An 18347-nucleotide genomic window follows, 5' to 3' on the forward strand; every position below is an offset into this window, starting at 1 on the left:
CGGCTGGGCTGACGCCCTCGGCGGAGGCGCCCGGTCAGGCGCGACGCAGCTCGGGCAGCAGGCGGGTGGCGACGTCCGCCAGGACGGCCTCGTCGCCGGCGTACCAGCTGCTGGCCCGGGGCCAGTGGGTGACCACGTCGGTGAAGCCGAGGGCGGCGGCCCGGCCGACCTGGTCGGCGAAGAACTCGGCGCTGCGCAGCGAGAAGACCGGCGCGGAGTCGAGCGAGAGGTAGCGGTCCAGGGTGCCCGGGTCGCGGCCGGCGGCGGCGAGCGTCGCGTCCATCCGGGCGGCGGCCTCGGCCACCCCGCCCCACCAGCCCTCCAGGTCGTCCACGTCGGGGCCGGTGGTGACCCAGCCCTGACCGAACCGCGCCACCAGCCGCATCGACCGGGGCCCGTTGGCGGCCATCACGAACGGCACCCGGGGCGTCTGTACGCAGCCCGGGTTGTTCCGCGCGTCCACGGCGGTGAACCACTCCCCGCGCCAGGTCGTGCCGTCCTCGCGCAGGATGAGGTCGAGCAGCTCGGTGAACTCGGCGAACCGGTCCACCCGCTGGCGCGGCGGCAGCGTCTCCCCGCCCAGCACGGCCGAGTCGAAGCCGATGCCGCCCGCGCCGAGGCCGAGCAGCAGCCGCCCGCCGGAGACGTCGTCGAGCGTGGTGACCTGCCGGGCGAACGCCGCCGGGTGACGGAAGTTCGGCGAGGCGACCAGCGTGCCGAGCCGGATCCGGGAGGTCACCGTCGCGGCGGCGGTCAGCGTGGTCACGGAGTCGAACCAGGGCCCGTCGACCAGGTCCCGCCAGCCCAGGTGGTCGTACGTCCAGGCGTGGTCGAAGCCCCACTCGTCCGCCTGGGACCAGCGGCGACGCGAGTCGGACCAACGCTGGTCGGGAAGGATCACGATGCCAATCCGCATGATCGCCAGCCTAGGCCTCATGACGGAGAGCGGGGCGGGCCAGGCCGTCGCGGTCGGGGCGGGCCTTGACGATATATCGATGATCTGAATATGGTGTCGCCCGTGACCGCGATGCGAGAGCCGACCTTCCTGATCCTCACCGCGCTCGCCGGTGGCCCCCGGCACGGCTACGGCATCATCCGCGAGGTCACCGCCCTGTCCGCGCAGCGCGTCACCCTGCTGCCGGGCACCCTCTACGCCGCGCTCGACCGGCTGCACGCCCAGGGGCTCGTCGCGCCCGACCGCGAGGAGACCGTCGACGGCCGGCTCCGCCGCTACTACCGCCTCACCCCCGACGGGATCCGCGCCCTGGACGTCGAGACCGCCCGGCTGCGGCAGCTCGCCACCGCCGCCGAGAGCCGGCTGCGCGCGCTCCGCCCCGGCACCGCCTGACCGCCCCGCACCCGCACCCCGTCTGCCGCACCCGCACCGGCCCGCCGGTGCGTACCGATCGGAAGGACAGTCATGCCGACGACCGGCGACCCGCTCGCCCGCCGCTACCGGCGGCTGCTCTTCTGCCACCCCCGCGCCTACCGGCAGGCCCGGGCCGACGAGATGGTCGGGGTCCTGCTGGACGCGGCGCCGCCGGACCGCACCCGCCCGACGCCGCGCGAGGCCGCCAACCTGATCCGGCACGGCCTGCGCTGCCGGCTCGGACGACCGGCCAGCCGCACGGTCGGCGTCTGGGCCACCCTCACCGCCGTCATCTGCGGCCTGTTCACCGCCGCCCTCGCCACCCGGGCCGCCTGGGAGACCTCCGCGCCGCAACCCGACCGGGCCGAGACCGCCGCCGTCTTCGCCGCCGTGCTGCCCGGTCACGACCTCGGCGACGTCGACCTGGCGCCGGCGTTCTTCACCTTCTACAGCCAGCCGCTCACCGTCCGCGCGCTGGACAACCTGCTGCTCGGGGACGGCGGCGAATACCAGCAGAGCGCCGTCGTGGCCGGCGCGGCCGGCACACCCCCGATGCCCGCCGACGAGACGCTCGCCCTGGCGCAGCGGCGCCTGCGCGAGACCGGCTGGCAGGTGTACGAGCCGGAGGTCAGCAGCAACCCCGGCTGTGTCGACAAGACGTGCGCCCAGGTCCTCACGATCACCGACACCACCGTGCTCGCCCGGCGCGGCGACACGGTCCTCCAGCTCCAGGTGGCCGCCCCGCCCCCGCCCGACGGCAGCAACCTGTCGCTGGCGCTGAGCCGGACGGCTCCACCTGCCGTGCTGCCGGCCGGCGTCGCCGGTGGCCTGCTGGGAGCGGCCCTCGGCTGGCTGGTCTTCGGCTGGGCCAGCCGGCGCACCGAGGCGGGACATCCGGCCCGGGGAGCGGTAAGCGTCCTGCTCGCGATCACCCTGTTCCTCTGGTGGACGCCCGTACTGCTGACCGTCCCCAGCCTGCTGCGGCATCACCGCGCCGAGCCGCACCCGACGTGGCACCCGCTGTGGGAGTGGCTGGGTCAGCCGGCGGGCTCGCTGCTGTTCGTGGTGGGCGCGGCGAGCGCGCTGCTGGGGCTGGCGCTGGCCGCCGTACCCCGGCGCAGCCCGCAGCCGACGGCCGCCGTCGGCTGACCGCCGGGGCATCGGGCGGCGGGACGACGTCGTCAGTCCCACCAGAACGACCAGGCGTGCATGCCGAGGATCTGCTCGGCGTAGGCGGTCAGGGATCCGGCGCCCTGCCAGACGTTGTCCGGGCAGAAGGCGAAGTGCTCGGCCGCGACCGCCAGGGCGTGCCCGGTCGACGTCGGTGGCGCGGCGACGCTGAGGTTCAGGGTGGCGAACCCGACGCCGACCACCCGTACACCGAACCGGTCCTCCCAGCTGCGCAGCACCGCCGAGATCTCCCCGGCGTCGCCGGTGTGGTTCGTCGGGCCGGACCAACCCACCACGGCGAGCGTGTCCGCGCTGCGGGCTGCCGGCACGAGCCCGAGACGCGTCCGCCCGTCCACGAGGAACTCCACGCACTCGTCGGCGAGGACATCGGGCGCCTCCGCCAGGTCGCCGGGCCTGGCGAGACCGGGCCAGTTGCGGCCGAACGGGGCCCTGGCGGCCGACGTCTCGTCTTCGTCGACCGTCGTGCAGCTGGCCCACCATCGGGCCAGCAGCTCCGTCACGTCGTGTTGTTCTGGCGACGACATGTCGGCCGGACGGACCTCGCCGTCGGCCCACGGGCGGCTCTCGTCGCTCGACAACCCGCTCAGCAGCAGCGGCCACAGCCCGGACTCCGGATGCCGCGACCGCATCCGCGCCCACAGTCCCGGATCGGCCGAAGCGTCGCTCAGCCAGTACGGCGGCGGTCCACCGTCCTCCGGCTCGACGGTGCGGCCGGGCGGCAGCGTCGCGGGCGGTAGCGAACTCAGCAACCGGTTCAGGTCTGCAATCACGGCGGGAGCGTAGGCGGCCCGTACGACCAATCCCGGTCCGCCTGCGACGCCCCGGGCCTACGGGGCCTCGAACCGCCCGTCGTGCCGCGGCGCGCGGGGTCGCCGTCGATGCTCGGCGTGAACGCCTGGTACGTCCACCGGGGTTGTGCCGCCGCGCCGCTGGGCCCCCGGGTAGCGATCTCGCCGCCGTCCGGCCGGGCGGGCGGGCGGGCGGTGGATTTCGGTGGCCGAGCCCTGCCCGCAGAGGCTAGAACGGTGGTCGTGACCGTCGACATGGACGCCGACGAGGTCCACGCCGTCCTGGCCGCTCTCACCGCCGCCGGCTGCCGGGCCTGGATCGGCGGCGGCTGGGGCGTCGACGCGCTCGTCGGACATCAGACCCGTGCGCACCGCGACCTGGACCTGGCCATCGCCGCCGAGCAGGAGGCCGCGGCGTTGAGGGCTCTCGGCCGGCTCGGCTACGTCGTCGAGACCGACTGGCGGCCGGTCCGCGTCGAGGTCGTCGCCGACGGGCGGGGGCGGGTCGACCTGCATCCGCTGACGTTCGACGAGGCCGGCGACGGCCACCAGGCCGGCCTCGACGGCGGCACCTTCCGCTGGCCGAAGGACTGCTTCACCACCGGCACCATCGCCGGTCGCCGGGTCGACTGCATCTCGGTCACCCAGCAACTGCTGTTCCACAGCGGCTACGAACCGCGCGACGTGGACCGCGCCGACCTCGCCTGGTTGCACCGCCTCGCCACGCGCCCGGCGCCCGGCGACGAGCGGAGCCCCTGAGCTGGCGGTCCCTGCGGACCTGGGCTTCGCCGGAACCGTCCGGACTGGTCCATCGGCGGCTCTACCTGCCGGGCCCCGTCGTCGGGCTGGCCGGCTTCAGCCCGGACGCCGCCTCACGCCCGGGCACCATCCACACTGTGCAGCGGTCAGGCGGTCCGGCGGTCCGGCGGTCAGGCCGGGGTCAGGATCAGCCAGCCGAAGCCGACGACGTCGCGGTAGCCGGTGAGGTATTCGACGCGCCGCTCGTCGGCGAACGCGCGCGCCTCCGGCGTGCCGAGGCGCTCGATGCCCGCACGCCAGTCGGACTCGAAGTCGTCCCACTCGGCGAGGGTGGACACGGCGACGTGCAGCGGTCGGAACCCGGCGTCCACGGCGACCTGGGCCAGGCCAGCCAGGTCGGGCATGTCGCCGAAGACCTCGCGGACCTGCGCGTCGGGGCTGGCCTGGTAGAAGCCGTCAGCGAACAGCAGCCTGCCGCCGGGCAGGGTGAGCCGGTGCAGCGCGGCGAGGGCTCGCGCGGCGTCGCCCCAGATCTGGCCGGCCCCGACGTTGACGACGAGGTGGGCGGGCCGGTCCCAGGTGGCCGCATTCGCGCCGTGGAACGTGACCCGCTCGGCGGCTCCCCGCTCCGTCGCGCGTCGCCGGGCCCGTTCACAGTCGACGGCGTGGCGTTCGACGCCGTCGCCGGCGATGCCGTGAGCCTCGCACAGCCGCAGGAGCAGCTCACCGTTGCCGCAGCCCAGGTCCAGTGCCCGCCAGCCCGGCCCGGTGGGGGTCAACCGCCGGACCAGGTCCGCCACCCGATCCCCGCCGAGCGGCGAGTTGAAGGTCAGGTTGGCCGCGGCAGCGGCCAGGTAGGTACTGCGATCCTGGCTGTTCACCGGCACACGGTACGACAGTGGGCCCGTGCCCGAGGGGCGTCGGAATCGACGGTCGGGGCTCCCGTCCTGGTCGGCAAACGCCCACCGGGGACGCCGAAGGGCCCGGAACCGCGGAGCGGGCGAACTGACCTCGGCGGCTCGGAGTCGGGCACGGCGTGATCATGTCAGACCCGAGGAGGGCCGAGGAGCATCCGCGCGTTCGCGCTGGAAGGGAGCATCTGACCGAAGCTGTGGCTGGGAGCCCGTTCCTCGGCGGAGTGCTGTGGCAGCACCGTCGTACCCGGCGGGCCTCCACCTTTCCCGCCGGCGGCAAGCCCGCTCAGCTCTCTGGCTACCGATCCGCGGATGGCCCCTCGAAATCAGCCTGGCGCTCGGCTTGCCAGTTGGCGTGTCCCTTCAGCAGGTACCCGGTCCAGTAGATCGCGAACAGGATCAGGAAGCACGTGAAGAACACCCCCGAGACGATGCTCGCAATGATGAGACCTTCCCTGCCGTCGGACAGCCCATGTACGGCAAATCCGGCCAGGCCCAGAAAGAAGAAGATGATCATGTAGATCGGCAGCGCCGGGCTGTCAGCCGGGTGGGGAACGCGAGGCAGCCATGGGGCCTGAGGGTCTTTGTCGATCACGCCGTGAGTATCGAGGACGCTGGCGGTGAGAGCTAGCGGATCTCCTCGCCGGGCAGTCGTGGGCTGTCCGATGCCGACCGGAGGTCGCCGGCGCCGGCAATTCCCGGGGCTGATGGCACGCGGTCGCCACAGCCTGGTCCCGATCGCCGGTCTCTGGCCAATGCGGACGCGGCAGCACGCGCGAATGCCCTCCGCCGACTGATATACGACAGACGTCCGCAAACTGATCTGTCACACCCCCGGGCGCGCTGATCGCGGCATGAGCGTGCAGCCGACATGTTGTCGCCGGGTCGGGGGGCGTCGGCGGACCGCTGATAGCGACATCCCCGCATGCGGATCGCTCTCCGAGCCGGAAAACCGTTTGAGCCCTCCTTCCGCGTTCCGTAGGTTGCCGATGCCCCGTCACAGCGAGGACAGAGGACAGACCGCGTGACCCCGCCCGCTCTTTAGACCTGACGCCTTCCTCCGCGCATCTACAGGCCGACCCTCCCGTCGGTTCTGTCGGGCTGCCCGCGTGCGCCCGTTCATGCAGCGCTTGAGGCCGCGCGCAATCGGCCTCGTGTCAGGTCTTCAGAGAGATCATCATGTCTTCACAACCTCATACTGTGCTGCCCTGGATCGTTCGCCGGACCAGGCTTCCTCTGCTGTCGTTACGGTGCGTGGACTGCCGGTCGGAGTCGGCCACCACCGGCGAGGGCAGGTTCCGCGTCAACGCCAACGGCAAGCTGCTGGACGTGTGGCTGTTGGTCCGTTGCGTGTCCTGCAATCGGACGAGCAAACTTACCGTGCACGAGCGGGCGTCGGTCAGATCCCTCGATCCGGCGTTACTCGACGGCTACCACGCCAACGATCCGGAGCTCGTGGCGGCCACGCTGCTGGATCCGCTGCTCGCCCGGCGCAACCGGTACACCCTGGACTGGCAGGGGGCCTGGCGTCTGGACACCCCGCCGGCACAGCTCGACGAGGCGTGGCCCCTGCAGGTGGAGGTCGACTTCGAGGATCCGGTGCCGGTCCGCCCGGAGCGGCTCATCGCGCAAGGGCTCCGCCTCAGCAGAAACGAGGTACTGCGCCGGATCAAGTGTGACATCTCCCTGCGTCGTCCGACGAGCACCGGATTCACTTTCGTCGTGATGATGAGGGACTCGATGAACTGATCTGCACTCCCAGCGGTCCGAGTCACAGCCGCTACCACGCCACACACGCATATAGCGGGAATCAGAAGTGGGGACATGGGCCGGCTCGCCCTTGTCCCCACTTCTGACAACATCCGCTCGTTGCCGTCTACTGCAATCCTGGCTTGATGGTGCCGGGAAATGAGTGGGCATTCCGGCGGGTGCACAGCCTTGCCACGCTCAGGCCCTCGCTGGGTCCCCGCGCCCTGATCCCGCGCCTTAGCGTTGCAGGGTGGCAGCACCCCGCAGGGCACCGCCGTCGGAGATGAGCCGTCGGTTGACGTTCCTGTTCGCGTTGGCGGCGGGAGTGGCCATCGGCAACCTGTACTGGGCGCAGCCGCTACTCGGCTTCATTGCAGGCGACCTGCGCGCCGCGACCGCGACAGCCGGCTGGCTCGTCACCGCGACGCAGATCGGGTACGCCGTCGGCGTGCTGCTGCTCGTACCGCTCGGTGACGTCCTGGACCGCCGCCGGTTCGTCCCGGTGATGCTGTTGGCCTCGGCCGCCGCGCTGCTGCTGTGCGCGCTGGCGCCGTCGATCGGCCTGCTCCTCCTCGCACTGGGCGTGCTCGGCGTGACGACGATTTCCGGGCAGGTCCTCACACCGCTCGCCGGGGACCTGGCCGGCGACGCCCACCGCGGTCGGATCGTCGGCGTCGTCGGGTCCGGGACCCTCACCGGGATCCTGGCCTCCCGCACGATCAGCGGGTTCGTCGCCGGCACCGCCGGGTGGCGTACGATCTTCGTCCTCGCCGCGGTCGTCGCCGTCCTGCTCGCGGTCGTGCTCTACCGCGCGACTCCACCGCTGGCACCGCGGACGCGCATGCCGTACCCGCAGCTCATCGCCTCGATCGGCGCGGTGGTCATGCGGGAGCGGGCAGCCCGATGGACGCTGGTCCTGGCCGCCACAGGGTTCGCCACGTTCTCGCTGTTCTGGACGGCGCTGACGTTCCTGCTCAGCGGCCCACCGTTCCGGTACCCGGTAGCGGTGATCGGGTTGTTCGGGTTGGCCGGCCTCGCTGGTGTCCTTTCCGGTCTGCACGGCGGTCGTCTGCACGACCGCGGCTGGTCGCTCGCGGCCACCGGCACGGCCTGGGCACTGGCCCTCGGCGCTTTCGTCGTCGCGGCGTTCGCCGGCCGCTCCGTCGTACTCATCATCATCGCGATCATCATGATCGATGTCGCCCTACAGACGCAGGCTCTCCTCAACCGGGCGCGGCTGTTCGCCCTGTCCCACGAGGCCCGCAGCCGGCTCAACACGGCGCTGGCCACCGGCAACTTCATCGGTGCTGCTATCGGCTCCGCCGCCGCGACCACGCTCTGGTCCGCAGGCGGCTGGACAGCGGTCACGATCGCGGGAGCGGTGCTCTGCTGCTTCGCGCTCACCGTGTGGGAGCTGGGACGTCGGGGCCCACTCGTGATCGCTTCGCCGTGACGGAAAGGCGGGCCGAAGCAGCCCGATGACCCGGACGACGGCATGGCCGCAGAGTAGCCGACGCCGATAGCGGCCCGTGGCCTGATCACGGGCTGCGTCGCACCAGCTTCAGCAGGTGGGTCGCCGCGTCCTCAGCGGTGAAGTCGTGCACTCGGGGAACGTCGAAGGCCCCGGTCGGGATCTGTGTCCTGACCAGGGCCTTTCGCGTGGAGCGGGTGACGGGAATCGAACCCGCACTGTCAGCTTGGGAAGCTGATGTTCTGCCATTGAACTACACCCGCAGGCGGCACCACTGTACCTGAGTCGTCACGACGCTGCACCCAGGTACCCCTCCGACACCACCCGGCGCCGCGATCTTGGCAGCTAACGGCCCCCGGAGGGGCCTGAACCTACCAAGATCGCTCCGCGCCGCCGCCCGCCACGCCGCCACCCCAGTCGGGCCATCCTCAGCCCCATCACCACCCGCCCGCGCCACCGCTTCCCGGCCGCTGCCAGGGAAATTTCCACCGCGGCAACATATGGGCGTTCTCAAATCCTTCGATGGGTTGTAACGTCTGCCCAACGTTCCAGTCACGGCGTGACATACCCCCTGTCGCGCCGCCAGAAAGAGGTGGGCCCATGGGACTCCGTCCCAACCTGCTGACCCGGCGTACGGCCGGCGTCGCGTCGACGACCCTCGCGCTGCTGCTCAGCACCGCCGCCGTGGGTGTCGTACCGGCCGCTTCGGCCTTCTCCGCCGCCCCGACCGAGGTCTGCGTCGAGCCGGCCGACGTCCACTCGGACGCCCGCGTCAAGCCGGGCAGCGGCGCCAAGCACGAGCCGAACGAGCTGACCCTCGCGGAGACCCGCGAGCGCGAGGCCGACATGGCCGCCGCGCTGCGCGAGCGGGCCCGGTTCCGTGCCGGTGCCGGGGCCTCCACGATGGCCGCCACCGTCTCTATCCCGGTGGTGGTGCACGTGATCCAGGAGAACAGCACCCGGGCCGGCGGCAACATCCCCGACTCGATGGTCAACTCGCAGATCAACGTGCTGAACCAGTCGTTCAGCGGGGCGACCGGCGGCGCGTCCACCGCGTTCAGCTTCCAGCTTCAGAAGATCAACCGGGTGACGAACCCGTCCTGGTACCCGATCGTGTCGGGCTCCTCGGCGGAGCGGTCGATGAAGACCTCGCTGCGTACGGGCGGCAAGAACACCCTCAACATCTACCTGGGCGAGCTGAGCAACGGCCTGCTCGGCTGGGCGACCTTCCCGACCCGCAACCTCAGCAGCATGGACGGCGTCGTCGTGCTGAGCGAGTCGCTGCCGGGCGGCACCGCCACCAACTACAACCAGGGCGACACGGGCACCCACGAGGTCGGCCACTGGCTGAACCTCTACCACACCTTCCAGGGCGGCTGCTCCGGCTCGGGCGACAGCGTCAGCGACACCGCTGCCGAGGCGTCGCCGGCCTCCGGCTGCCCGACCGGGCGGAACACCTGCACCGCCCCCGGCGTCGACCCGATCACCAACTTCATGGACTACAGCTACGACTCCTGCATGTACCAGTTCACCGCCGGACAGGCCAGCCGCATGCTGACCGCCTGGAACGCGTACCGCGCGGCGTAGTCACGCCGTACGACTGCACCGGTGCCGGCCTCGCTCGACGGGGCCGGCACCGGCGTCTGTGCGGCCGGGCACGCGGGGGTCGGGCGGTGGTCACGGTGCGGCGCCCCGGAGGGGGACGGCCCGGGGCGCCGCACCGCGTCTCAGGCGGCGGGGCGGGCGGCGTGGTCGCCGACGCGCCCCGACCGGGTTTCGGGCACCAGCGCGGTGCCGGCGGCGGCCGCGCGGGGGTCGAGCCACACCTGGACGGCGGGCCGGCCGTGCCACTCGCTGGCGCCGCCCGCGACGCCGGACTCGCGGCGGGCCAGCATCGCCACGTCGACGGTGAACTCGAAGACCCGCCAGTCGACCTGCGGCGCGGCCCGGTGGCTGCGGGCCAGCCGGGCGACCCGGGCCGGGTCGGTCACCGGCCGGGCGTGGCCGGCGACGTAGGCTTCGTCGTCGCTCTCCTCCGGCGGGAACGAATGCAGCGCGTAGCGGCCGTCGCGCTCCAGGTCGCGCCGCTTGGGCGAGTCGACGACGAAGCAGAAGAGCCCCTCGTCGGTGATCACCGGGGAGACCGGGTGCACCCGGGGGCCGCCGTCGGCGCGGACGGTGGCCAGGTAGCCGAAGCCCGGCCCGTACTGCTGCATGAGGAGGCGGATCCCGTCGGCGAGGCGGGGCTCGTCGGCGGCGAATTCGGACCAGGAAGCCATGCCGGCATTCTATCGAACAATTGTACGAAGATGCACTCCGACACGCAGGTCACGCGTGTCGGTCGCTAAGGTGTGCGGATGCTGCTCTCCGATCGCGACCTGGCCTCCGAGATCGAGGCGGGAACGCTCGCGCTGGAGCCGTTCGAGCCCGCGCTGGTGCAACCGTCCAGCATCGACGTACGCCTGGACAAGCTCTTCCGGGTCTTCAACAACCACCTCTACACCCACATCGACCCCGCGCAGCAGCAGGACGACCTCACGTCGATGGTCGAGGTGCCGGAGGGCGAGCCGTACGTGCTGCATCCGGGCGAGTTCGTGCTCGCCTCGACGCTGGAGGTGATCACGCTCGGCGACCAGCTCGCCGGCCGGCTGGAGGGGAAGAGCTCACTGGGCCGACTGGGCCTGCTCACCCACTCCACGGCGGGCTTCATCGACCCGGGCTTCTCCGGTCACGTGACCCTCGAACTGTCCAACGTGGCCAACCTGCCGATCACCCTCTGGCCGGGCATGAAGATCGGCCAGCTCTGCATCTTCCGGCTCTCGTCGCCGGCGCGGCACCCGTACGGCTCGGCCGTCTACGGCTCGCGCTACCAGGGGCAGCGCGGCCCGACCCCGAGCCGCTCGTGGCAGCAGTGGCGCACCTGGCCGACCAGCTGACCCGACCCGCGGGCGTGCGGAGGACCCCCGCCGGGCAGAGGCCCTCCGCGCGTCTCAGCCGGGGCGGCCGTAGCTGTGGATCGGGCCGTCGTCGACCTTCTTCATCTTGATCGGCACCCCGGCGCGGGAGGCGTGCACCACCCAGCCCCCGCCGACGTACATGCCGACGTGGTGCAGGTCGCTGTAGTAGAAGACGAGGTCACCCGGGCGCAGCTCGCCCCGGCTGACGGACGCGGTGGCCCGGCGCTGCTGTGCGGCGTTGTGCGGCAGCGACACCCCCGCCTTCGCCCAGGCGGCGAGCATCAGGCCGGAGCAGTCGTACGAGTTCGGCCCCTCGGCACCCCAGACGTAGGGCTTGCCGATCTGCGCGCAGGCGAACTTCACGGCGGTGCCGGCCGGGCCGCCGGGATAGCCGGCCGGGCAGGGGGCGGGACGCAGCGGCCCACCGCCGCCGTTGCCGTAGACCCGCAGCCGAAGCTTCTGCAACCGGTCGATCTCGGCGTTGATCTGCTTCTTCTTCGCCGCGAGCTGAGCCTCGGTGCGGCCGAGCTGGACGACCATCTCGTCCAGCGGCGCCTTCTTGGCGGCCAGCCGGTCGCGCAGCTCGGCGACCTGCCGCACGTCCTGCTGCTGGTGCTGGGCGAACTGGTCGAGCAGTTCGAGCTGCCCGATCATCTCGCTCGGTGAGCGGCTGCCCAGCAGGGCGTTGACGGCGGAGACGTTCTCGCCCTTGTAGGCGCGGGCCGCCAACGCGCCGACCTTCTCCATCGCCTGGTCGACCTGCTTCTCCAGCGGCCCGATCTGCGCGGCGAGCGCGTCGGCCTGCTTCCGCCTGGCGGCCAGGTCCTGTCGGGTGGCGTTGTGCCGTTCGATGATCGGTTCGAGCTTGTTCCAGTCCTCGTCGATCTGCCGCTCGATCTCGGCGACAGTCGGTTCGGCGTGGGCCGCCGTGGCGCCGCCGGTCAGGACGACGGCGAACGCGGCCAGGGCGGCGAGGGCGGTGGTGCAGCGGTACCAGCGTGGGCGCGGCGCAGCCGTCACCGGGTCGGCGAGGGCCGACCGGGCCGACGGTGGCCGCGGGGCATGGTGTGCCACCGGGCTTCGTACTCCTTCTTCCGTACCGCCTACCGGGTTAGCTGACGGGTTCGGGCGGGAAGGGGCGCCCTACCGCAGGACTGCGGATTCACCCCGGGGAACCTGGGTCCCCGGCTCGCTCGGGAGCGACTCGGCGGTGTCGGACCGTCACCGCCCTGGTTGGACGGAATGTCACCGGCCGACGAAGGACCAGAGTAGAGACGACCGTTATCGATCCGCAACCCTACGGGCGGTGACACTCCGTACCCACCCGGATCGGGCGGATCCGCAACCCGGGCGACGAAGATTTCCTTCCTTCTGAAGTGTCTGGCGGGAAAGTATTGACCAGAGGCGGCGGGCGGGGCGAAGGTGACCCCACCTTTGCCCGTCCGAACTGGGGGTCTGATGCACCTGTCAGCGACATCGAGGAGCAGACGCGTCCTGCTGGCCGCCGCCGTGGCCGCCGCCATGGCGACGACGCCGCTCACCGCCGCCGGGTCCGCCGCCGCGGCAGCGCCGGTGAACGACCGGCAGCAGCAGTACGCCGCCGCGGCCGCCGAGTACGGCGTACCGGAGAGCGTCCTGCTCGGGGTCTCCTACCTGCAGTCCCGCTGGGACACCAACGCCGGCACGCCGAGCACCAGCGGCGGCTACGGACCGATGCACCTCACCGACGCCGAGCACGTCGCCGCCCTCGCCGGCGGCACGCACCACGACGAGGGCACCGAGGACCCGCGCGGCGACGAGTCCCGCCCGTCCCTGGCCGAGGCCGGCGAGCCGCCAGCCGCCACGCCTCCCGCCGAGGCCGCGCTGCGGACCGTTGACGCCGCCGCCGGGCTGACCGGCGCCAGCGAGGAGTCGCTGCGGACGGACGTCACGGCGAACATCCGGGGCGGCGCGGCGCTGCTGGCCGCGTACCAGAAGGAGATCGGCGCCCCGGTCGGCGCCGGCACCGACCCGGCGGCCTGGTACGGCGCGGTGGCCCGGTACTCCGGCGCGGACAGCGCCGACGCCGCGGCGGCCTTCGCCAACGAGGTGTACGCCACCATCGCCACGGGCGACAGCCGGGTGACCGACGACGGGCAGCGGGTCACGCTGGCCGGCCAGGCGGTCCAGCCGAACCGCTCCTGGCTGGACCGGCTGAACCTGCGCAAGCTCGCCCGGCCGGACGGGCTGGAGTGCCCGGACGACATCTCCTGCGAGTGGATCCCGGCGCCGTACGAGAACTACGGCCCCACCCTTGGCGACTACGGCAACCACGACCTGGGGAACCGTCCCACCCAGCAGAAGATCGAGTACATCGTCATCCACGACACCGAGGGCTACTTCGGTCCCAGCGTCAACCTGGTCAAGGACCCGAAGCGGGTGGGTTGGCACTACACCCTGCGCTCGGTGGACGGGCACATCGCCCAGCACATCAAGACCAAGAACGTCGGCTGGCACGCCGGCAACTGGTACGTGAACGCCAAGTCCATCGGCCTCGAACACGAGGGCTTCGCCGGGCACGGCACCTGGTACACCGAGGCGATGTACCGCACCTCCGCCAAGCTGGTCCGCCACCTGGCGCGGCAGTACAACATCCCGCTGGACCGCAACCACATCATCGGGCACGACAACGTCCCCGGCACCGTCGCCGCGAACGTACGCGGCATGCACTGGGACCCGGGACCGTACTGGAACTGGTCGCACTACTTCGACCTGCTCAAGGCGCCGTTCAAGTCGACCGGCACGCACCGGACCGGGCTGGTCACCATCGACCCGGACTTCGCCACCAACCAGCCGCCGTTCACCGGCTGCAACCGGCAGCCTCCGGGCGTGCCGAACCCGCCCCCGGCGACGGCCCCCTGCCCGCTGCGCGGCTCCTCCGCGCTGTTCCTGCACAACGCGCCGAGCCACGACGCGCCGCTGGTCAACGACATCGCGCTGCGGCCCGACGGCACCCCGAACACCACGTACGTCTCCGACCACGGCGCCCGCGTCTCGGCCGGCCAGACGTACGCGCTTGCCGAGGTGCAGGGCGACTGGACCGCCATCTGGTACCTCGGCCAGAAGGGGTGGTTCCACAACCCCGCCGCCAAGCCGACGGCGAAGTGGACCGTCGGGTTCGTGGTGACCCCGAAGGCCGGTAAGGCCACCATCCCGGTGTACGGCCGGGCCTACCCGGAGCAGGCCGCGTACCCGGAGGGCGTGCCGTACCAGGCGATCTCGCCACTGCAGTACACGCTCTCGGCCGGCCAGCGGTACGCCGTCGGCAACCTGCTCGCTGGCGAGTACTACCGGGCCACCACGTTCGACGGCTCCGCCCCCCACGACCAGACGGTCGTCCGGGGCGACAACAGGTACGTGCAGGTCCAGTTCGGTCACCGGATCATGTACGTCAACCTGGACGACGTGAACCTGGTGCCGTCCCCGCTGGGCGCGCCCCGCTGATCCCACCGCACGACGAGGGCCCCCGGTCGATCCGACCGGGGGCCTCGTGTCGTTGCGGGTGCGGGACGAGCGGACCCGTCAGGGCCGGCGGAACCCGGCCACCGGCATCGTGTTGATGCTGGAGACGTTCACCGGTTTGCCGGCCCGTGGCGCGTGCACCATCTTGTCGTTGCCGAGGTAGAGGCCGACATGGTGCAGGTCGCTGAAGAAGAAGACCAGGTCACCCGGGCGCGCCTCGGAGCGCGGGATGGCCTTGCCCTCGTTCCACTGCGCGCCCGTGAAGTGCGTCAGGTGGACCCCCGCCGCCTTGTAGGCGTACTGGGTGAGGCCGGAGCAGTCGAACGAGTTCGGGCCGGTGGCACCCCAGACGTACGGGTCGCCGACCTGCGCGCAGGCGGTCCGGATCGCGGTGCGGGCCTTCTCGCTGACCACGCCGTTGATGGTCGGGCACTTCTCCGTCTTGACGGTCGTCACTGGCATCGACGCCTCGAGCTTCTTGATGTCGGCGTCGATCTGCTTCTTCTTCGCCGCCAGCTCGTTCTGCTGCTTCGTCTGCGAGACGATCAGCGTGTCGAGCTTCTGCTTCTCCGCGTCGTACTTCTGGCGGACCCGGGTCACACCCTCGAGCTGCTTGCGCTCCTGCGCGGCCAGCCGGTCCAGCAGCGTCAGCTGCTCGGTCAGCGTGTCGGGCTTGGCGCTGACCAGCAGCGCGCCGATGTCGTGGGACGGGCCGGAGATGTAGTAACGGGAGGCGAGATCGCCGACCCGGTCCATCGCCAGCTCGCTCTCCAGCGCCAACGGCTGGATCTTCTTCTGCAGGTCCTCCGACTTCTTGCGGTTGACCTTCACCTGCGCCCGCACCTTGTTGTACTGCTCGATGGTGGGCTCGAGCTGCCGCCACTTCTGGTCGATCGCGGCCTCGATCTCGTCGACCGAGGGCTCGGCGTGGGCGGGCGCGGCCAGCATGCCGGCGCCGACCGCCGCCGCGGCGACCAGGGTGAGCAGACGGTGGGCGACCCTGCGCAGGCCACCCCGACGAGCAGACCGTCCCGGTGCGTGACGATGAGGGGGCATGGTTGCCACCGGCACCGACTCCTTTTGCAACCCGGCCGCTTGGCGCCTCGCGCGAGGGAAGAGGGGCGAGACAGACGACCCACAGCGGCCGGTGCCCAACATTAGGGAAGGCCGGCAGCGGAATCAAGGCGATCGAGGGCCACTTCACGCCTGCGCAACCGCTTGCGTACCAAGGGTATCGGCCCGCCTGCCAACGATCGCAGTCAATACGTCGTCGAGCGTGACCACCCCGAGGGGGCGGCGACCGTCGCTGACCAGCACCATGTGCCGCCGCTCCCGGCGCATCGACAGCAACAGGTCGGCGAGCGTACGGTCCGGCGGCACCACCGCCAACGGTCGGTACACGTCCGCCGGCACGGGGGCCCGCCGGCTCGCGCCCGCGTACCCGAGCACGTCCTTGACGTGCACGAAGCCGAGCACCCGGCGGGTGTGTCGCTGCACCACCGGGAAGCGGGACCGCCCCGTCAGGGTGGCCAGCACCTCCAGCGAGGCGGGCGAGACGTCCTCGGCCACCGTGGTCACCGTGGACCACGGTTGCAGGGCGTCGGCGGCCGTCCGGCTGTGCAGGGCGAGCGCACCCGTGATCCGGGCGTGCTCCTCCGCGTCGAGCAGCCCCTCCGTACGCGCCTGCGACACCAGCCCGGCCAGCTCCTCGGCGGTGAAGACCGTCTTCACGGCCTCGGTCGCCTCGACCCGCCACAGTCCCAGCACCCGGCGCGACGCCCACTTCATCGCCACCAGCAGCGGCTTGGTGGCCAGGCAGAACGCCAGCATCGCCGGCCCCAACCAGAGTGCCGACGGCTCCGGCCCGGCCAGGGTGATGTTCTTCGGCACCATCTCGCCCACCACGGTGTGCAGGAAGACCACCACCCCGAGGGCGAGCACGAAGGCCACCGGGTGGACCACCCCCTCCGGCAGCCGCGCCGCGCGGAACGCCGGCTCCAGCAGGTGCGCGAGGGCGGGCTCGGCGATCGCGCCCAACCCCAGCGAACAGACGGTGATGCCGAGCTGCGCCCCGGCGATCATCAGCGGGATCTGGTTCATCGCCGACAACGCCCAGCGGGCCCGCTTCGAGCCGGCCGCCAACGGCTCGACCACCGTGCGCCGGGACGCGATCAGCGCGAACTCGCTGCCCACGAAGAACGCGTTGCCGAGCAGCAGCGCGACGGTGACCAGCAGCTCAGGCATCGCCGTCCGGCTCCTCGGGACGGAGCACCCGGACCTGCTCGATCCGGTGCCGCTCGACCTCCACGACGGTGAACTCGAAGCCCGACTCGTCGACCGTCTCGCCCGCGAGCGGGATGTGCCCCAGCCGGGCCATCAGGAACCCGGCGAGCGTCTCGTACGGCCCCTCGGGCAGCCGGAAGCCGGTCTGCTCCGCCAGCTCGTCGGAGCGCAGCACCCCGTCGACGAGGACCGTCCGCTCCCCGCCCGGCACCCTCAGCCCGACCGCGCCGACGTCGTCCACCGCGGCCGGGTCGAACTCGTCGGCGATCTCCCCGACCAGCTCCTCCACGAGGTCCTCCGTGGTGACCACGCCGTCGGTGCCGCCGTACTCGTCGACGACGATGGCGAGGTCGGCACCCGCGCTGCCGAGCGCGGCCAGTACGCCGTCGAGGTCCAGGCTCTCCGGCACGTACACCGGTTCGCGGGCTACCGACCCGACCGTGGTCGAGCCGCGCAGGGCCAGCGGCACGCCCAGCGCGTCCGGCACCCCGGCGACGCCGGTCACCAGGTCGAGGGTCTCCTCGTACACCGGGAACCGGGTCCGCCCAGTTTGGCGCGACAGCGCCAGCAGCTCCGCCACGGTGGCGGTGGCCCGCAGCGCGACCACGTCGACCCGCGGGGTCATCGCCTCGGCGGCCCGCTTGTCGCCGAACCGGATGGTCCGGCGCAGCAGCATGGCGGTGTCGGGCGGCAGCGCCCCGGCGCGCGCCGAGATGGCCGCCAGCAGCCCCAGCTCCTCCGGCGAGCGGGCGCTGGCCAGCTCCTCCTGCGGCTCGACGCCCAGCAGCCGGACCAGGCGGTTCGCCGAGTCGTTCAGCGCCCGGATCAGCCAGCCGAAGGCGCGGGAGAAGGCGCGCATCGGGCCGGCGGTCGCGAGGGCGGTGGGCATCGGCCGGGCCAGCGCGAGGTTCTTCGGCACCAGTTCGCCGAAGAGCATGGAGAGCAGGGTGGCCAGGGCCAGGGCGAGGAACGGGGTGAACCGGCCGGCGGCGTCCCCGGCGACCGGCCGCAGCAGCGGGGTGAAGAGGCGGGCCAGGGCGGGCTCGGCCAGGTAGCCCGTGAGCAGCGCGGTGAGGGTGATGCCGAGCTGCGCCCCGGAGAGCTGGAAGGAGAGCTCCCGCAGCGCCCAGCGTACGGTCGCGGCCCGGCCGTCACCCGCGGTCGCCCGCCGCTCGATCTCGGGACGATCCACCGTGACCAGGGCGAACTCGGCCGCGACGAAGAACGCGTTGCCGCCGGTCAGCAGCACGAAGCCGACCAGGGGCAGCAGCGTGGTCAGCAGCAGGCCATCGATGGTCGTCTCACCTCGGCGAAATTCTCGCACGGGCGGCGGCCCCGGTCACGGGCGAAGATCTGCCGGGCTCG

The 18347-nt window shown here is 72.0% G+C and carries 17 protein-coding genes, 1 tRNA gene and 1 riboswitch; of the genes, 8 read left to right on the forward strand and 10 right to left on the reverse strand.

Annotated features, from left to right (window positions below; translation table 11 throughout):
* Window positions 1–34: 34 nt before the first annotated feature.
* Window positions 35–916: an LLM class flavin-dependent oxidoreductase gene (locus ACGFNF_RS18310; RefSeq protein ID WP_393169196.1), complete on the reverse strand. Its 882-nt coding sequence runs from the start codon at window positions 914–916 to the stop codon at window positions 35–37.
* A 111-nt stretch (window positions 917–1027) separates the two neighbouring features.
* On the opposite strand from ACGFNF_RS18310, the gene ACGFNF_RS18315 reads away from it, so the two are divergent.
* Window positions 1028–1348, forward strand: coding sequence for a PadR family transcriptional regulator (locus tag ACGFNF_RS18315; protein ID WP_132235558.1), 321 nt, complete (start codon window positions 1028–1030; stop codon window positions 1346–1348).
* 72 nt (window positions 1349–1420) lie between these two features.
* Window positions 1421–2518 carry a hypothetical protein gene (locus ACGFNF_RS18320; RefSeq protein ID WP_393169198.1) on the forward strand — a complete coding sequence of 366 codons (1098 nt, stop codon included), beginning with the start codon at window positions 1421–1423 and terminating at the stop codon, window positions 2516–2518.
* Between the two features lie 32 nt (window positions 2519–2550).
* Here ACGFNF_RS18320 and ACGFNF_RS18325 read toward each other — a convergent pair whose 3' ends face one another.
* The gene (locus tag ACGFNF_RS18325) at window positions 2551–3330 is read right to left on the reverse strand and encodes a DUF4253 domain-containing protein (RefSeq protein WP_393169200.1); all 780 of its coding nucleotides are present in this window, start codon (window positions 3328–3330) and stop codon (window positions 2551–2553) included.
* A 261-nt stretch (window positions 3331–3591) separates the two neighbouring features.
* On the opposite strand from ACGFNF_RS18325, the gene ACGFNF_RS18330 reads away from it, so the two are divergent.
* A complete protein-coding gene (locus ACGFNF_RS18330; RefSeq protein WP_393169202.1) occupies window positions 3592–4107 on the forward strand; it encodes a nucleotidyltransferase domain-containing protein in 516 nt (171 codons plus the stop codon).
* Window positions 4108–4277: 170 nt separating this feature from the next.
* On the opposite strand, the gene ACGFNF_RS18335 is transcribed toward ACGFNF_RS18330, so the two are convergent.
* Window positions 4278–4988, reverse strand: coding sequence for a methyltransferase domain-containing protein (locus tag ACGFNF_RS18335; protein WP_393169204.1), 711 nt, complete (start codon window positions 4986–4988; stop codon window positions 4278–4280).
* A gap of 331 nt (window positions 4989–5319) precedes the next feature.
* Complete coding sequence (locus ACGFNF_RS18340) at window positions 5320–5616, reverse strand: hypothetical protein (RefSeq protein WP_393169206.1); 297 nt, start codon at window positions 5614–5616, stop codon at window positions 5320–5322.
* 659 nt (window positions 5617–6275) lie between these two features.
* On the opposite strand from ACGFNF_RS18340, the gene ACGFNF_RS18345 reads away from it, so the two are divergent.
* Window positions 6276–6770, forward strand: a complete 495-nt coding sequence (locus tag ACGFNF_RS18345; RefSeq protein ID WP_393169208.1) for a DUF1062 domain-containing protein — start codon at window positions 6276–6278, stop codon at window positions 6768–6770.
* 250 nt (window positions 6771–7020) lie between these two features.
* Window positions 7021–8223: an MFS transporter gene (locus tag ACGFNF_RS18350; RefSeq protein ID WP_393169210.1), complete on the forward strand. Its 1203-nt coding sequence runs from the start codon at window positions 7021–7023 to the stop codon at window positions 8221–8223.
* Window positions 8224–8430: 207 nt separating this feature from the next.
* On the opposite strand, the gene ACGFNF_RS18355 is transcribed toward ACGFNF_RS18350, so the two are convergent.
* Window positions 8431–8504: transfer RNA gene (locus tag ACGFNF_RS18355), tRNA-Gly, on the reverse strand.
* 337 nt (window positions 8505–8841) lie between these two features.
* Here ACGFNF_RS18355 and ACGFNF_RS18360 point away from each other — a divergent pair.
* Window positions 8842–9828: a zinc metalloprotease gene (locus tag ACGFNF_RS18360; RefSeq protein WP_393169212.1), complete on the forward strand. Its 987-nt coding sequence runs from the start codon at window positions 8842–8844 to the stop codon at window positions 9826–9828.
* Between the two features lie 140 nt (window positions 9829–9968).
* On the opposite strand, the gene ACGFNF_RS18365 is transcribed toward ACGFNF_RS18360, so the two are convergent.
* Window positions 9969–10520, reverse strand: a complete 552-nt coding sequence (locus ACGFNF_RS18365) for a pyridoxamine 5'-phosphate oxidase family protein (protein ID WP_132235313.1) — start codon at window positions 10518–10520, stop codon at window positions 9969–9971.
* Between the two features lie 78 nt (window positions 10521–10598).
* On the opposite strand from ACGFNF_RS18365, the gene dcd reads away from it, so the two are divergent.
* Window positions 10599–11177 (forward strand): dCTP deaminase, encoded by a 579-nt coding sequence (dcd, locus tag ACGFNF_RS18370; RefSeq protein ID WP_393169214.1) that lies wholly within the window; start codon window positions 10599–10601, stop codon window positions 11175–11177.
* Between the two features lie 54 nt (window positions 11178–11231).
* Here dcd and ACGFNF_RS18375 read toward each other — a convergent pair whose 3' ends face one another.
* Window positions 11232–12272 (reverse strand): NlpC/P60 family protein, encoded by a 1041-nt coding sequence (locus ACGFNF_RS18375; protein WP_357576998.1) that lies wholly within the window; start codon window positions 12270–12272, stop codon window positions 11232–11234.
* Window positions 12273–12284: 12 nt separating this feature from the next.
* Window positions 12285–12418: riboswitch (cyclic di-AMP (ydaO/yuaA leader) on the reverse strand.
* 238 nt (window positions 12419–12656) lie between these two features.
* On the opposite strand from ACGFNF_RS18375, the gene ACGFNF_RS18380 reads away from it, so the two are divergent.
* Entirely contained in the window at window positions 12657–14681 is a 2025-nt protein-coding gene (locus ACGFNF_RS18380; RefSeq protein ID WP_393169217.1) for an N-acetylmuramoyl-L-alanine amidase, read from the forward strand.
* 78 nt (window positions 14682–14759) lie between these two features.
* Here ACGFNF_RS18380 and ACGFNF_RS18385 read toward each other — a convergent pair whose 3' ends face one another.
* From ACGFNF_RS18385 to ACGFNF_RS18395, 3 genes are all read right to left on the reverse strand, one after another.
* Window positions 14760–15755, reverse strand: a complete 996-nt coding sequence (locus tag ACGFNF_RS18385) for an NlpC/P60 family protein (protein ID WP_393169219.1) — start codon at window positions 15753–15755, stop codon at window positions 14760–14762.
* A 144-nt stretch (window positions 15756–15899) separates the two neighbouring features.
* Complete coding sequence (locus tag ACGFNF_RS18390) at window positions 15900–16943, reverse strand: hemolysin family protein (RefSeq protein WP_357577001.1); 1044 nt, start codon at window positions 16941–16943, stop codon at window positions 15900–15902.
* Window positions 16936–18249, reverse strand: coding sequence for a hemolysin family protein (locus ACGFNF_RS18395; protein WP_393169336.1), 1314 nt, complete (start codon window positions 18247–18249; stop codon window positions 16936–16938). Before ACGFNF_RS18395 ends, ACGFNF_RS18390 begins: the two co-directional genes overlap by 8 nt.
* Window positions 18250–18347: the final 98 nt, after the last annotated feature.

The organism is Micromonospora sp. NPDC048868 (assembly GCF_043198195.1).
GTDB classification, from domain to species: domain Bacteria; phylum Actinomycetota; class Actinomycetes; order Mycobacteriales; family Micromonosporaceae; genus Micromonospora; species Micromonospora reichwaldensis.